We start from the raw sequence: 15,593 nt of genomic DNA, 5'->3' as shown, positions 1-15,593 counted from the left end.
TGAAGAAAACGTGACTCGAAGGGATAATCTTTTCCAATTGGAAGGTTTTCATGGTTAGACATACTGCTGCAACTCCTTTTATATACAATGTTTCTACTTGATGTAAAAATAGTAATTGATCTAGTCTATTGTTCCTGTCTAAGCAGCATCGCTTTGAATTTACTATATAACAGATAGTTAATTCTTATCGATTGAGGTGATAGAATGGCGATCATTGAAGTATTTCCCAACAGCCAGACAGCCATACAAGATGCAGTTACATTAGCGAATGAAGGCGATGTTATTTGGGTACATAGAGGTGTGTACCATGAAAATATACAGGTATCAAGTGAGAAAAACAACATTAGAATCATCTCCAAACATAAGTATGGTGCGATTCTTGATGGAAACTGTACGCTACTAGAAGCATTTGAGTTAAACAGCGTTGCTGGTGTTGAAATTTACGGTTTTAGAATTAAAAACTACCTTTCACGTGGCATTCAGCTTATTAACGCGAAATCCAATCATATTCTTAATAACAAAATCAGTGATATTGGCGGAGGCGTTAATCCGCATGGTATTTTTGTAACTAATTCCGTGGGTAATCTGATCATGAAAAATGTAATTGAGCGAATTGGAATCTTGGGATCGGGATCAGGTATTACGCTTCAATCTGTTACAGGAAATTGGGTGATTAAGAATAAGCTGAAACACAATTCAGCCCAAGGTATCGAAGTCATAGATGGCAATCATAATGCAATTGTGGGCAATCAGATATCCAATAATAAAGGGGACGGGATTCTGGTGAATCGGTTAGATAATAACCTTATTTATGATAATAAGATATCTAACAATGGAAATAACGGCGTGAATGCGCAGAGCACGAATACGATCATTTTGGATAGCCAAATTAAAGATAACCGTGAAAATGGCTTGCTAATCTCGTTTAATTATAACTTTGCTGGATGTAATGAGATCAAAGATAATAAGCAAAGCGGTATTCAAATTTTCTCTGATTTCAATGACATTCAGAATAATAAAATTGAAAAAAATGAAGATAACGGCGTATTTATCCACAATCCACATACAGCAAATTTGGTGTTCGAAAATCAGTTCAAACGCAATAATCCGCATAACATCAAAGATCAAGGAGAGAACAATAATATTATCCAGAATTCAATCAAAGATTAATCATCATCCATGCAGCAAACAGGTTATCGAAGTTATATTGGCGGCAGCCTGTTTTGCATGCAACGAATCATAAAAAAACACAGTCGCATTAAAGTTAACACATGGAGTGTAGGATTCAATCCATGTAAGATCAAAGTAACCGATAATGGGCAAATATGGATGCGGATGGTGGTTCGATGTACAGAGCTCTGATTGTTGATGATGAAAAAATTGAACGCGAAGGCATCAAATTTTTAATAGAAACGATGGGGCTGAACCTGAATACGGCTGAAGCGGAAAATGGCGTTAAAGCAATGGACTATTTACAAGCTCACGAAGTAGATATTCTGTTTACTGATATTCGCATGCCATTTATGGATGGGCTCGCGCTTGCAGCGAAAGCAAAGAAGCTCAATCCCAAGCTTAAAGTTATTATTGTAAGCGCATACGGAGATTTCGAGTATGCCAAACAAGCCATCCAAATCCATGTTGTTCACTATTTGCTGAAGCCTGTTGAGGTAGCCGAGTTTCTGGAGGTTGTGGCCCAGGTTGTTAAGCTATGCGATGGAGATCGGGAGCAAAGAGAAAAAACGCTTAAGCTTCAGCAGGTATACGAAATCGGAAACCGTTACGTACAGGAGCAGATATTGCTTGAGTTATTACAAGGAGTCGAATCTACACGTTCCTTCGAATCGGGCGAGAATGCTTACGGCTGGCTGAACGAACACACAAGTTTTCGAATGATTTTATTAGATATGCGCAGGAAATTTTTTGATTCCGTTGATAATGGGTTCGAAGCTGAGATGCTATCAAGACTTCCTTGGGAATGTTTGTACGTGAACTTGAATGAATATCAAAGTGTTCTATTCTTACAAATGGAAGCCAGCTGGGACTACATGAGTTTAGAGCCATATAGCTTACAACTGCAAGAGTTTCTCATTGATAACTATAATGCTGATCATGTGCTTGTGTTCAGCAAGTTACTTAACGGCATTAGGATGATGGCTGCTGAGTATCAGGAGATGGAGAAAGTGCTCGAATATAAGTTTTTCCTGCCTGCAACGGCCATGATGTTTACCGAAGAAACGAACGCTCCACGGCAGGAAGAACCGGCAGATATCGACTATTTACTCAATGAAATTTCAACCTACATCAGCTACGGTGAATCTCATTTGATCCGTACCGGAATCGAAAGAATGTTTATGGAACTCCAAACCAGCAATAAACTATCCACCATTTATGTTAAATACATATGCACGGAAATTGCAAAGAAATATGTCCAGGCTTATAAACGTGAATGCACGACTACCTTTCAAAAGTTTGTTGAGCAAATTTATCTGACACAAAACCTGCTTCAGCTGAAGGATTTAATGATCGACTTGATAGAAGAGCGGGAGAAATCGGCTGGAGATTCCCCCAGGAAGGTGATCAGCGAAGTACTCAAGCTTATTCACCGCGATTATGGGCAGGATATCGGCTTGGATTCTTTGGCTGAGAAGGTATGCTTGTCCCCGAGCTATTTAAGCCACCTATTCAAGAAAGAAACAGGAGCTAGTCTTGTGAAATATATTACCTGCTACAGGTTGGACAAAGCGGGTGAACTGCTTCGAAGTACCAATAAGAAAATTTCCGATATCTCCCATGAGGTGGGCTATACGAGCTTCGCTTATTTCTGTTCCATATTCAAAAATTATTACGGGAAAACACCCGCCAAGTATAGGGAAGGGGACCCTGCATGAGCCGCTGGCTGGTCGTGTTTAGAAACATGCGCTTAAAACAAAAGCTAATTCTGTCTTACCTAGTCGTAAGCTTGATTCCTCTGGCTTTATTAGGAACCTATTCGTACAATCAATCCAAGCTTTTTCTCCAAAAACAAGCGATCCAAGGATTGCAGAATACCGTTGCAACGTTAGCAAGAGGGATGAATGATAAGACAGAGCAGGTTGAGCGGACGGTCGATTCTGTAGTTATGAATACAGGTCTACAGCGCATTTTTGGTATGAATTATACGAACCTTACCCTTCTTTCTGAGGACCTACGAAATTATGTGAGTCCCTATTTTAGTATGATCAAAAATTTGAACACTGACATCTTACAACTCACCGTGTATACCTCTGGCACAATGCCTGAGTATGGTGAGTTTATTCTTTCGCTCAATCGGATTAAGGAGACGAGCCAGTGGTATAGAGACGCTACAGAGCTTAAGAAAACGGGTTGGTTTCTTGAAGGACCGGAACTTGCGGTATACAGACAGTTTCCAACGATTCTATATGATCAGATGTCCGGCATCTTGTATTTGAAGCTGAACAAAGAACGTTATTTTGATTCGCTTACTTCGGTGACAACGGCGCAGTCCGCACGGGAGGGGATATTTATCTCGGGCCCAAATAATCGTATCGTCTACTCCAAGAACAATGATTCTGTAGCCATACAACAACAGTTGCTGCAGAATTCGGAAGGGTCCAAGGGGATGGTCGAAGTCGATGGCCTTCCTTACATCTTGATTCAGGAGCCTCTTCGTCAAGCCAATTGGTCGCTTTATTACTATATTCCAGAACAGGATATTTCCATGGATGCGACGAGTATTGTAAAAGCGACGATTGTGCTCATTCTTACCTGCATGGTCATATTGGTTGTCCTTATATCGGTATTTTCGCATACCATGATCAAACGTATATACCATCTCAATAAATTAATGAAGCAAGTGCAATTGGGTAATTGGCAAATGGATATCCGAAGCGAGAGTAGGGACGAAATAGGGGAATTAACGAATCGCTTCGGCATCATGCTGCGGCGTATTAATGAACTGGTGACGGAAGTCTATCAGAACAAGCTTATTCAGAAGGAAGCGGAGTTTAAAGCACTCCAGGCTCAAATAAATCCGCATTTTTTATACAATACATTGTCCGTCATTAATTGGAAATCATTGAAGATAGGTGCTGTGGATATAAGCCATGTCGTAACAATGCTGTCTAGATTTTACCGGACTGCTTTGAACCGTGGCGAAAGTTTGACCTCTCTCAAGGATGAGCTGCAGAACACTCAGTCGTTTGTAGAAATTCAGTTAGTGATGCACGATTACAGCTTTGAAGTCAGCTACCAGATCGATGATGAGATCTATCAGTACGATACGGTGAATCTATCGATTCAACCGCTTGTCGAGAATGCGATCGTACATGGGATTGACCAAAAGCAAGAAGGCGGCGGTAAGCTGATGATTAGGGCTCTGATAAACAAGGACGTGATTGAAATTAAAGTGACTGACAATGGACCCGGTATCGATAAGAAGCTGCTCGGTGAGATTCTGATTCAACAATCCAAAGGATATGGATTAAAAAATGTGAACGAGCGGATTAAATTAGTGTTCGGGAAAGAGTATGGCATTGAAGTTATTAGTGAAAAAGGACAAGGCACGACGATGAAAATGACGATTCCGAAATATAAAAATACGAAATAGCAATAAAACGATATTTTTCAAAAAAATGAGATAAATCAATGAAATAAGTGCTGTGCTATAGTAAATAACAAGTGAATGCGCATTCATTTCATTTTATGGGAAAGGAGAGGTCTTCTTGCAGGAATCTGTTGTTGCGAACCAAAGTACCGAAACCATTTCCAGAACGAAAAGCGAATTCAGACGGAAAATAAAAGGGTATCAAGTTCTTTACTTTATGCTGCTTCCAGGCTTGCTTTATTTTATTCTTTTTCATTATGTCCCGATCTATGGCGTTGTTCTTGCGTTTAAAAATTTCAAAATCATGCAGGGCATTATTGCCAGCCCATGGGTTGGATTCGAGCATTTTCAGAAAGTATTTGCGGATCCGAACTTTTATCGTGTTTTAAACAATACCCTCATAATCAGTCTGTATAAAATTGTATTTGCTTTCCCAATTCCGATTATATTCGCCCTCCTGTTAAGTGAAATAACGAGAGAACGGTTTAAAAGACTCGTACAGACGATCTCCTATTTGCCACATTTTATGTCTTGGGTCATTTTGGCAGGGATTTTCATTAGCATATTCTCGCTGAACGGTCCTGTTAACGCGATGGTTAAGCTGTTCGGCGGAGATCCTGTCCTATTTATGGCTGACGATCGTTACTTCCGTTCCATTCTGGTCATTACGGACATTTATCAAGGATTCGGTTGGGGCTCCATCGTTTATTTTGCGGCGATAGCCGGGATTGATCCGCAGCTTCAGGAAGCAGCCATCATGGACGGTGCCAATCGTTTCAAAAGAATGATCTACATTACGCTCCCAATGCTGTTACCTGTCATCTCCATAATGCTGATTCTTCGTATGGCGCATGTGCTGGATGCCGGCTTCGATCAAATTTTCAATATGTATAACCCCAAAGTGTACGGGGTATCTGACATTCTCGATACTTTCGTGTATAGAAAAGGTTTGCTGGAAACGAATTATAGCTACGCGACAGCGGTTGGGCTCTTTAAATCTGTCGTAGCTCTTGTTCTAATCGTGCTTGTGAATAAAGCCGTTCACATGATGGGAGGAAAGGACCATACCCTTTGGTAATCTGGCGAGAGGGATGGAGGAGATCAGCTTATGAAATATACGAAAAAAACAACCGCAGAGAAGATCGGCGAATTGTCGCTCTACCTGGTTATGATTGTGATCACGCTTATCACCTTGTACCCTTTCTGGAATCAAGTAGTGACGTCGGTTAGTGCTGAAAACACCTTATACACAACGGGAATGTTACTTTTTCCGAGCAAGCTTTCGTTTGAAAGCTACCATGTTATTTTTCAATACAAAGCGATTTGGACTGGTTATGGAAATACAATCCTTCGAACGCTTCTGGCTGTAAGTTTTAGTTTAACTTTTACCGCGTTGTTCGCCTACCCCTTATCCAAAAAAGATTTGCCGTTCAACCGAGCAATTACATCACTTGTTCTGTTCACTATGCTGTTCAGCGGAGGTTTAATTCCCAATTATCTGCTCATTAAGAAACTCGGCATTTATAACTCCATTTGGGCGCTTGTATTGCCTAGTATGATAAGTGCGTTCAATGCCTTAATTATGAGAAACTTCTTCCGATCCATTCCGGAAAGCTTGGAAGAGTCTGCGCGTGTGGACGGAGCAGGGTACTTCTTTATTTTTCGCAAAATAATTGTGCCTTTATCCAAACCAGTATTGGCTACTGTCGCCTTATGGATTGCCGTTCAACATTGGAATGCTTGGTTTGACGCATTGATTTATATTACTGACCCGAAGAAGCAGGTTCTGCAGGTCGTCCTCAGAAAAATCATCGTAGATAACAATATGGATCAATTGAATGCAATGCTGTATCAGTTCGATCAGAAGGACATGTTCTCTACACGCCAGTTGCAAGCTACGGTCATTATGTTTTCGGTCATTCCTATGTTGGTGATTTACCCTTTCGTGCAAAAGTATTTTGTTAAAGGGATCATGATCGGTGCCGTTAAAGGATAAACAATGGGGATAGAAAGGGTGATTAGATTGAAAAAGGTTATTCCAGTGACATTAAGCGTAGCTTTGTTTGGGGCAGTTCTGGCAGGCTGTTCGACGGAAAAAGGCGTAAATGGGGAACAGAGTGCTGCACCGCAGGTTGATAAAAAATTTAAGTTAAGCTATTTGAATCAGAACTTCGATAAAACTGTCAAAGATTCTTATGCCATCAAATATGTAGAGAATAAATTTAATGTCGAAATTGAACAGCTTCCAAGATCGAAAGATAACTACAAAGAGGAGCTTCTGTTAAAAGTGGCTTCTGGGGAAATCCCGGATGTTTGGGTGGATTTAGGCTTTCCCGAATATGAGAAACTGGTGAATCAAGGAGCTGTTGCCGAAATCCCGCAGGAGCTTATAGAGAAGAATGCCCCCAATTACTGGGCTTGGCTCAAAAAACATCTGGGTGATGATCCTTTGAAGTTATACAAGCGAGATGGGAAGAACTATTCCATGCCAATTATCCAGACACTAGGACCCGATCGTACGGTTGTTGGATTACGTAAAGATTGGCTAGATCAAGTTGGGATCACGAAAAATCCTGAAACTTTGGACGAATTCGAAGATGCTTTGCGCAAATTCCGCAATAACGATCCAGATAAAAACGGTAAAAAGGATACCTATGGTTGGACGGGTCAAGCTGTAGGTGTGAAAGATATATTCAGCCCGGTATTCGGGGCATTCGGCGTATTCCCAGGCACTTTCACAGATAAGGATGGTAAAATCGTGCGGGGTGAGATTGAGCCGGGAGCGAAACAAGCACTTACGCTTCTCAATAAATGGTACAAGGAAGAACTGCTTGACCCCGAATTCGTTCTGAACAAGGGTCAGAATGTGGACGATAAGATCATCTCAAGCAAAGCTGGAATTGTAACCGCTTCCTGGTATCAGTTTATTACGAAGGCCGCTTTTTTTGACGGAAAATATTACGATAAACTTCGCGCCAATGTGCCAGCTGCTAACTGGGTGTTAACCGCTGGACCCAAAGGTCCTGATGGACAACAGGGCACCGTCCAATTAAACCCGATCGCAAGCTCAGGCGGTCAATTCGGTAAACATATGGAAAATGATAAAGAGAAGATGGCCAAATATTTACAAGTTGCGGATGCGACCGCTTTTAATGCAGAGACTTTTGAGAATATTGTGTATGGGGAAAAAGGAAAAACCTACAATAAGGGCGAGAAAGGCGATTATAAGTATCTCCCCCCATTTGATAAAGAAGAAGAACAGATCAAGTTCGGTATCGGACAACAATATACGTTCCTTGGCAAATCGTTTAACGATTATGACTTCCAGACTCCCTACATGACCCTTAACGAGTTAATGTCCTTGCGGAAGGCCTCCGAGCATATTGGCAAAGGAAAATATGATATTATGCAGCCAATTGCGATTGCAGCCTATAACGAAAACGTCGATGCGCTCGATCAAATGACACTGAAATATTACATCGATATCATTACTGGACAGCGTCCTGTAAGCGATTTCGATAAGTATGTGGAAGAGTGGAATAAAGCGGGCGGTTCCAAGGTAATGGCCGAAGCCCAGAAGAAATATGAAGAAAATTTCAAGAAGTAAACGGGCACGACGATATCAATGATAGGAAGGAAGGTGTTAGCAATGAATGAGGCAGTACAGTCTGCACGCAAGCAGATTTGGCACCTGTCATCCCCGGATGGCAGGCTGCAGGTCAACGTGATGCTCGATGATCAAGGAAGCTTGTTCTATCATGTGGAAAAAAACGGTACTGAGTTGGTAGGAGCTTCTCCACTAGGGATTGTTACGGACCGGATGGCATTTACAGAAGGCTTACAGTTTATTAGCATAGCCACTACAGAAATTAATGAAAGCTATACGATGCCACATGGGAAAATGAAACATTGTAGCAATCAAGCCAATGAGTTAGCTCTTCATTTTTCTAAGAATGTACATACGCTGCAAGTGTTCTTCCGCGCTTACGACGATGCGATTGCTTTCCATTATCAAATGCCTGAAGAAGGTTTTATTCAGATACTCTCGGAACCAACGGGATTCGCGCTTCCTCAGGACCGTCTAATCAACGTGTGGGCGCAGAAATTCATGGAGTGCTATGAGCGAACCTATGATCATAGCATGCTTGAGCTGATGGAAGAGGATGGCTATGCGATGCCTATGCTGTTCCAGATCGGCAACGACGGCTGGATGCTTCTAAGCGAAGCCGGGGTTTATGGCAGCTACTGTGCCTCTCATGTGAAAGCAAGCAAGAAACAACCGCGTATGCTTGAACTTGCTTTTGCACCGGACCAGGAGGGACCGAATGTTACGGAGGGACCCTTCGCTACCCCTTGGAGAGTAGTTATCATCGGTGACGAGCTCTCGACGATTGTCGAATCCATGGTGATCTTTCATTTGAACCCGCCGAGCGTGATAGAAGACATGTCATGGATTCGTCCAGGCCGCTCCGCCTGGTCATGGTATTCAGACAGTGCTTCTTGCAGAGATCAGGAGAAGCAGTTCCGGTTCATTGACTTCGCAGCTGATATGGGATGGGAATATTCCCTTGTGGATGGCGGTTGGGACAGGGAGGAAAGCACGGTCAATGTGCCTGAGCTGATCCAGTACGCTGAGACTAAAGGTGTTGGTATCTGGCTATGGAGTCATTTCAAAGGGCTGAAAGAGGAAGCAACTTGCCGGAGCAAAATGGCTTTGTGGTCAGGGTGGGGAGTGAAAGGCGTCAAAGTCGACTTCTTCGATAGCGACTCGCAAGAAAGGATTCAAGTGTATGACATGATAGCTGTAGTGGCGCTCGAGTATCAACTAATGATCAATTACCATGGAGCTACTAAACCATCCGGTGAACAGCGGCGGTGGCCGCATGTCATGACCAGGGAAGGTATATTTGGAGCAGAGTATTGGAAAAATCCATTGAACGAAGGCCCGAATGCGGTGCATAACTGTACGGTACCTTTTACCCGCAATGTGGTCGGCTCTATGGACTATACACCTGTCACGTTCACCAATCTAACTCGTACCGGTCATTGTCATCAACTGGCGTTAGCCGTATTGTTCGAATCTGCGGTGCAAAACTTTGCAGACTCGATCGAAGCTTACGAGGATAGCGCAGGTAAGCCATTTCTGCAACAAGTGCCTGCAACTTGGGATCAAACGTTGCTGCTGGAAGGATTTCCGGGGCGGTATGTCACGATGGCACGTCGCAGTGGCTCCGATTGGTTCGTTGGCGCAATCTGTGCGGCCAGTGGAAGATCAGCTCGTGTGAACCTCGCGTTTCTCGAGGATGGCGTATCCTACACGGCAGAAATATACGAAGAAATATTCGATAAGCTGGACCATTACCGGTTTAAACATTCTACCGAAATTTCAGTTCGGCATGAAACGGTCACGAAGAAGGATTCTCTTCTTCTGAAACTAAGAGTGAACGGTGGCAGCGTGATTCGGATTGTAAAAGCTTATAGCTGAAAACAGAAAAAGGAAAGCAGGAGGCGACTGAACATGTCTGCCGCGTGCTTTCCTTTTTCTTTAGACCTGTTAATGCACTAACGCTGCACGTAGTGTCGTGATTCCGTGTTCCAGATAGCCTTTGAGACAAGTCAATGTATATACCCAGCCTTCTTTGTTGCCTACAAGCAAAGGGATGGACTCTTTGTCGTCAGCAAATCCTTCCTCGTTTACTTCAACAAGCGTGCTCATTTCGTCTCTTAGCGTGAAAGTTATGGTGACGAGGTGTACAACATTACCATAATCCCATTCGAATGTAATTTTCTTATCATTCACGATTTCTTTAACTTTAATTTCCCCATCTGCGTTGTATTCATCGTAGCGTAGCTTGATCGTCTTGCCAGATGCCCATCGCTCTGAACTGGAGGAAAACCAAAAGTTACCTATTTGATCAGGATCAACAAATGCTTCAAATACTTCATGAGCAGGTTTTGCAATCAACATCTTTGTTAAATTGTTCATTCGTCACCCTCGCTTTATTCGATTAGTCGTTCGTTAAGTTGCTTTCAAAAAACTTCTTATACTTATCGTGTAATCCTTGCCATCCATAAAGTACAGCATTGCTTCCGGCCATTGAAGGCATCTGTTTACCCTCGAGTATGCCAGTTAAGCCTTTCAAACACAAAGTCCAACCCGCGGCAAGAGAAGGAGCCATTTCATACTCAGTGAAGCGGTGACGCAGAATAAGAAGGGTGTTGTTATCACTCGAGCTTAATTCCCAGCGTAAAATGTCTATGCCCCATTTGAAAATAAGCAGGCGAGGGGCTTCAACGGCAAGAACTTCGCCTTGCCTTTTTACGTTTTCTTCTGAATAGTTCACATGGGAGAGCACGACTGGTCCTGTCGATACAAGATCCCTGTCAGTGGCAAAAGGGCCCCAAGCGGGCAGCTGCCCAGATTCGGTCAGAGCAGCCCAAACATCCTCATCGGATGCTTTAGTGTTCTTTTAAGAATTAATTCCCATTCTTCCTCCGATCGGGTAAGTATGGGATCAAGTTCTTCGTCGTGTGGTTTCATTAGCGTTTCTCCTCATTGATTCGTTTTTGCCAATCGAGATGTTCTTCCAGCTTATCGACGTGTCGATTCCACTTCTCACGGTAAGTGCTCAACCAATCATCGACACCGGCAAGTGGACTTGCGTCCAAGGAATAAATACGACGCTGCGCATCCGTTTGAACACGTACGAGGCCGCTTTCACGCAATAAACGCAGATGGCTGGAAATAAGCGGCTGTGATAAACCCAGCTCTTCCGTCAATTCTTTGACTGTTGAATCCGAACGTAGCAAACGGTCCAGGATTCGCCGCCGAGAGGGTTCAGCTATAATGGCATAAATGTCGGGCAGGATCATCACCTCATGTCTGATTTATAGTATAAATACTTGTTTATATAAATGCAAATGCATATATTTAGAACAAACAGGAATCTCTAATGCACAAGCACTTGGCGGAGCTCAGTATGGCTGGAGTCATTGGTGCGGCGAGCTTGAGAAGGTTTTGGCGCAATAATCTACTTATTAAGCGCCTTTTCATAAGGGCGGTTTTCTTGTCGTCCACGCCATGTTCTCACATTCGCGCCAAGCACCCCCGCGATAATGACAGCCGCGCCAATGATGTGATAATACGCAAGCTGTTCATTCAAGAAAACGAAGCCACCAACAATTGAAACCAAAGTAGCTAGATGATTGAATACACTTACTTTCGATGCTTCCAGCTTCGATAATGCGTAATTGCTAAGCAAACTGGAGATAAGAGAGGAGAGTACGCCTAAATAGAGAATTGACATCAGAAACACTGGGTTTGCAAGTGGCTGAAAATATAGGGAAAGCGATCCTTCTGCCAAATGCTGCCCAATAGCGATCAGGTTAAATACAAGGAAGCCAATCACTGTCATCACATAAGTCATTGCAAACACCTTCAAGCGCAAGGTAAGTTTCCTTGCAAGCACGCTGTATCCAGCTAGAGCGAGTGCTGACAAGAGAATGAATATCGTGCCCTTCATATTCGTAAGAGCTATTGTTGTGCCTTTCATGACAAAGATGAATATGACACCTGCTACGGAAAGTAACGTGGCAAGCTGTTGCAGCCTTGTCGTACGTTCCTTCAGCATATAGGCTGCCGCAACCATAGTAAAGATTGGCACGGTCGCATGGATGATGCCTGCTTCCGCGGAGGATGTGAATTGCAAGCCAAACGCTTGAAAAGCAAAAAACATCGTCGGATATAAAACGGCAAGTGGCAGAATAACCAGCACATCCCGCGGTGTAACTTGAAGCTTCACCCAACCTAATAGAACAGGAAGGGTGGCAGAGATAAAGGAGACAGTAAAGCGGTGAGCGAGGCTATCCAAAGGCGTTGCAACAGTTAAAGCTAATTTTCCAAAAAGAAAAGAGAGTCCTACAATGGTGGAATAAATAACGATGGCTGAATATGCGAAGCGCTTTGTTTTGGTATCGATTTGAGTGGCTTTCATGACGTTCCTCCTAGTGACTGTACTTGATTAGATATATCGTATCTCAGCCGCGATACATGCTACAATAAGGAAAAAAACCATCTGTACCGTTACAGATTTCGAGCAAGGAGTTGATCCGATGTACATATATTTGAAGCTTATGTATGAGCTAGAGGAACTGATTCTGAAGGAGCCATATAAGGATGGACAGAAACTTCCTTCAATCCGTACACTTTCGGAGCAATACGGTTGCAGCAAAAGTACAATCATTAAAGCATTGAATGAGCTTGAGAAGCGTCATCTCATTTATGCGATGCCCAAGAGCGGTTATTATATTGTCAAAGGCACGAATTCTACCCAGAGCCAATTGTCTCCAATTTTGGACTTTTCAGCTGCTGCCCCTGATCCCAATGTGTTTCCATATTTAGATTTTCAGCATTGCATCAATAAAGCGATCGACACCTATCAGAAAGATTTATTTGTTTACGGCACGGCCAAAGGCATGGCATCCCTGATCGATATCGTACGCAAGCAGTTAATGGGTTATCAGGTGTTTACCGAAGAGTGGAATATTTTTGTTGTATCCGGAGTTCAGCAGGCGCTTTCGTTGCTTGCTGCCATGCCGTTTCCAAATGGCAAGCATAAGGTGCTGATTGAACAGCCTGGCTATCATTTGTTTATCGAATATTTGGAGACTCGCGGTGTGCCGGTCATCGGTATTGAACGCCGGTTCGCCGGTATTGATTTTGACAGGTTAGAGAAAATTTTTCGTACGGAGAACATCAAATTTTTTTATACAATGCCACGGTTCCATAATCCTCTGGGCTGCTCCTATACGAATAAACAAAAGAAACGGCTTGCTAAACTTGCCGCCAAATATGATGTATACATCGTTGAGGATGATTACCTCGCCGATTTCGAGCAGGATAGCAAGGCTGATCCGATATTTGCACATGACGATTCTTCACATGTCATTTATTTAAAAAGTTACTCCAAAATTATTTTCCCCGGACTGCGCATCGGTCTTGCCGTCATCCCTGTTCAACTAGCAGAAACATTCAGTTTGTACAAGAAACAACACGATATCGACAGTTCCATGCTGTCGCAGGCTGCTCTTGAAATTTACTTGCGTAGTGGCATGTTCGACCGACATCTGGCCAAAATCCGGAGCAGATACACAGCAAGGGCGAAACTGCTTGATACTGCTCTTGCGAAGGAAGCTGAGCGCAGCGGCGGTGCCTTCATCTATGAGCGCTCAAATCATCCGTTCATACATACGCATATCTTGCTGGATAAAACAATTTCTTCTGCGAAGCTAATTGCAAAACTAAGGAGAGAATCGATCCTGCTAGAGTCATTGGATAGGAATTATTTGATCAATTTCGAGCGGGAAAATATGGTGAAGCTAAACGCTACGAATGTAAACGAAGATGATATTGAAAGAGGAATAGAACGGATTGGCACAATTCTTCGCGAATCAGCACACATGGTTTAACTTTGTATAATTTTCCACTTAAAGTGACACAATGAGGTGAGAAATTATTTGAGAAAAGAGTGATTAGAAGTGAATTCAGTCCCTCAATTATGGAAGGAGCTGAGCCAATCAGCGGATTTCGTATGCTACGAACATCGAATGAGCTCTGAACCTTTATTCATCGGCTATTTTAAATCTCTCGTAGAGCAAGAAGTCTTGCAGAAACACATTCTGGGCTGTTTGAGCAGCAAAATGGACATATCCTTCGAGGATTTGTACGCTTTGATACCCGTAGCGGAGAAAGAAATATCCTCCGACTGGGATCTCATTCAAAACAAGATTTATCGTGGATATGTAGCTATACAATATGGACTTCAAAGCCATCCATGCATTTTGGTCAATGCGGCAGCATCCAACGGGCGTAGTGTAACTATACCCGAAATCGAATTCACCGTGGAAGGACCGAGAGAAGCCTTTGTTGAATCCTTAGACGTCAATCTTAACTTGATTCGCAAGCGGCTTCCTAGTCCTGATTTACGTGTAAAAGAACTCACCATAGGAACCATATCCAAATCAAGAGTTGCGATTGTTTACATAGAAGGAATAACGAACGAACAATATTTAAATACATGCATTCAGCGCATAGAGGACGTTCAATTCGATCAAGTTACGGATAGCACGTTACTTCAACAAATGATTGAAGATAATTCTAACTCCATCTTTCCACAAACCATTGGAACTGAAAGGGCTGATTACGTTGCCTGGGCCGTATCTTCGGGGCAAATATGCGTATTGAAGGACGGATCTCCGACGGCTTTTTTTGCGCCGGTCAACTTATGGTTATTTTTCATTACGTATGAAGATTATTATTTGCCATGGATCATTGGCTCATCATTACGGATGATTCGCATGTTATCTGTACTGTTTTCCGTCTATGCCTCATCCTTTTATGTGGCTGTTATGACCTATCACGGTCAAAGTATCTCAACGATATTCTTGCCAACAATCGTTTCCTCGAGGATCAATGTACCATTTCCTCCAATTGTTGAAGTAATTATAATGGAGCTTGTTATTGAGTTGTTACGGGAAGCAGGCGCCAGATTACCTACGAAAATTGGACAAACCATTGGCATTGTTGGAGGTATTGTGCTCGGTACGGCGGCAGTAGAAGCTGCGCTTACGAGTAACTTTTTATTGATCATTGTAGCGCTATCGGCATTGGCTTCGTTCACAACACCTATCTTTCGAATGAGTGCTACTATACGAATTCTTCGTTTTCCCTTTATCATTGCAGCACAGATATGGGGATTACTTGGTATTTTTATCTGTACACTTGCACTGGTTGCACATCTTTTGCGACTAACATCACTCGGGATGCCTTACTTGGTGCCTTTTTATCCTTTCCGTACATCCGATTTATATGATACAGTGATTCGTCCACCTTATTCAAAATATCATCATAGATTTAGCTTTTTAAGATCACCAAAACCCGAAAGATTCAATAAGAAGAATGCTAACAAAAAAAGAGACATCGATGAATGAA

General features: G+C 42.7%; 13 protein-coding genes. 9 read left to right on the top strand and 4 right to left on the bottom strand.

What is annotated here, in order from left to right; genetic code table 11:
- Window positions 1–204: 204 nt before the first annotated feature.
- The 7 genes from AC58VC_RS20320 to AC58VC_RS20290 all read left to right on the top strand — a co-directional run bounded on the left by AC58VC_RS20320 (window position 205) and on the right by AC58VC_RS20290 (window position 10,088).
- Complete coding sequence (locus tag AC58VC_RS20320; protein WP_497370672.1) at window positions 205–1,170, top strand: right-handed parallel beta-helix repeat-containing protein; 966 nt, start codon at window positions 205–207, stop codon at window positions 1,168–1,170.
- 176 nt (window positions 1,171–1,346) lie between these two features.
- Window positions 1,347–2,888 carry a response regulator gene (locus AC58VC_RS20315; protein ID WP_497370670.1) on the top strand — a complete coding sequence of 514 codons (1,542 nt, stop codon included), beginning with the start codon at window positions 1,347–1,349 and terminating at the stop codon, window positions 2,886–2,888.
- On the top strand, window positions 2,885–4,606 hold the full coding sequence (locus AC58VC_RS20310; RefSeq protein WP_497370668.1) for a sensor histidine kinase: 1,722 nt from the start codon (window positions 2,885–2,887) through the stop codon (window positions 4,604–4,606). Before AC58VC_RS20315 ends, AC58VC_RS20310 begins: the two co-directional genes overlap by 4 nt.
- A 115-nt stretch (window positions 4,607–4,721) precedes the next feature.
- Window positions 4,722–5,681, top strand: coding sequence for an ABC transporter permease (locus AC58VC_RS20305; RefSeq protein WP_497370666.1), 960 nt, complete (start codon window positions 4,722–4,724; stop codon window positions 5,679–5,681).
- A 30-nt stretch (window positions 5,682–5,711) separates the two neighbouring features.
- Window positions 5,712–6,599, top strand: a complete 888-nt coding sequence (locus AC58VC_RS20300; RefSeq protein WP_497370664.1) for a carbohydrate ABC transporter permease — start codon at window positions 5,712–5,714, stop codon at window positions 6,597–6,599.
- A gap of 18 nt (window positions 6,600–6,617) precedes the next feature.
- Window positions 6,618–8,210, top strand: coding sequence for a type 2 periplasmic-binding domain-containing protein (locus tag AC58VC_RS20295; RefSeq protein ID WP_497370662.1), 1,593 nt, complete (start codon window positions 6,618–6,620; stop codon window positions 8,208–8,210).
- Between the two features lie 42 nt (window positions 8,211–8,252).
- Window positions 8,253–10,088, top strand: coding sequence for a glycoside hydrolase family 97 protein (locus AC58VC_RS20290; RefSeq protein WP_497370660.1), 1,836 nt, complete (start codon window positions 8,253–8,255; stop codon window positions 10,086–10,088).
- A 69-nt stretch (window positions 10,089–10,157) separates the two neighbouring features.
- On the opposite strand, the gene AC58VC_RS20285 is transcribed toward AC58VC_RS20290, so the two are convergent.
- From AC58VC_RS20285 to AC58VC_RS20270, 4 genes are all read right to left on the bottom strand, one after another.
- Window positions 10,158–10,589 carry an SRPBCC family protein gene (locus tag AC58VC_RS20285; protein WP_497370659.1) on the bottom strand — a complete coding sequence of 144 codons (432 nt, stop codon included), beginning with the start codon at window positions 10,587–10,589 and terminating at the stop codon, window positions 10,158–10,160.
- A gap of 22 nt (window positions 10,590–10,611) precedes the next feature.
- Window positions 10,612–11,016 (bottom strand): SRPBCC domain-containing protein, encoded by a 405-nt coding sequence (locus AC58VC_RS20280; RefSeq protein ID WP_497371354.1) that lies wholly within the window; start codon window positions 11,014–11,016, stop codon window positions 10,612–10,614.
- A 127-nt stretch (window positions 11,017–11,143) separates the two neighbouring features.
- Window positions 11,144–11,476, bottom strand: a complete 333-nt coding sequence (locus tag AC58VC_RS20275) for an ArsR/SmtB family transcription factor (RefSeq protein ID WP_497370658.1) — start codon at window positions 11,474–11,476, stop codon at window positions 11,144–11,146.
- Between the two features lie 158 nt (window positions 11,477–11,634).
- Window positions 11,635–12,597 (bottom strand): DMT family transporter, encoded by a 963-nt coding sequence (locus AC58VC_RS20270; RefSeq protein ID WP_497370657.1) that lies wholly within the window; start codon window positions 12,595–12,597, stop codon window positions 11,635–11,637.
- Between the two features lie 118 nt (window positions 12,598–12,715).
- Here AC58VC_RS20270 and AC58VC_RS20265 point away from each other — a divergent pair, with 118 nt between their 5' ends.
- Both AC58VC_RS20265 and AC58VC_RS20260 read left to right on the top strand, forming a co-directional pair.
- Complete coding sequence (locus tag AC58VC_RS20265; protein WP_497370656.1) at window positions 12,716–14,071, top strand: aminotransferase-like domain-containing protein; 1,356 nt, start codon at window positions 12,716–12,718, stop codon at window positions 14,069–14,071.
- Window positions 14,072–14,140: 69 nt separating this feature from the next.
- A complete protein-coding gene (locus AC58VC_RS20260) occupies window positions 14,141–15,592 on the top strand; it encodes a spore germination protein (protein ID WP_497370655.1) in 1,452 nt (483 codons plus the stop codon).
- Window position 15,593 lies beyond the last annotated feature (1 nt).

The organism is Paenibacillus sp. J22R67 (assembly GCF_059692175.1).
This window is presented reverse-complemented; position numbering and strand designations above follow the sequence as displayed.

Coding starts and splice junctions, on each gene's coding strand:
- AC58VC_RS20315 (WP_497370670.1), top strand. CDS start 1,347: ATGTACAGAGCTCTGATTGTTGATGATGAAAAAATTGAACGCGAAGGC.
- AC58VC_RS20265 (WP_497370656.1), top strand. CDS start 12,716: ATGTACATATATTTGAAGCTTATGTATGAGCTAGAGGAACTGATTCTG.
- AC58VC_RS20300 (WP_497370664.1), top strand. CDS start 5,712: ATGAAATATACGAAAAAAACAACCGCAGAGAAGATCGGCGAATTGTCG.
- AC58VC_RS20290 (WP_497370660.1), top strand. CDS start 8,253: ATGAATGAGGCAGTACAGTCTGCACGCAAGCAGATTTGGCACCTGTCA.
- AC58VC_RS20270 (WP_497370657.1), bottom strand. CDS start 12,597: ATGAAAGCCACTCAAATCGATACCAAAACAAAGCGCTTCGCATATTCA.
- AC58VC_RS20310 (WP_497370668.1), top strand. CDS start 2,885: ATGAGCCGCTGGCTGGTCGTGTTTAGAAACATGCGCTTAAAACAAAAG.
- AC58VC_RS20320 (WP_497370672.1), top strand. CDS start 205: ATGGCGATCATTGAAGTATTTCCCAACAGCCAGACAGCCATACAAGAT.
- AC58VC_RS20275 (WP_497370658.1), bottom strand. CDS start 11,476: ATGATCCTGCCCGACATTTATGCCATTATAGCTGAACCCTCTCGGCGG.
- AC58VC_RS20285 (WP_497370659.1), bottom strand. CDS start 10,589: ATGAACAATTTAACAAAGATGTTGATTGCAAAACCTGCTCATGAAGTA.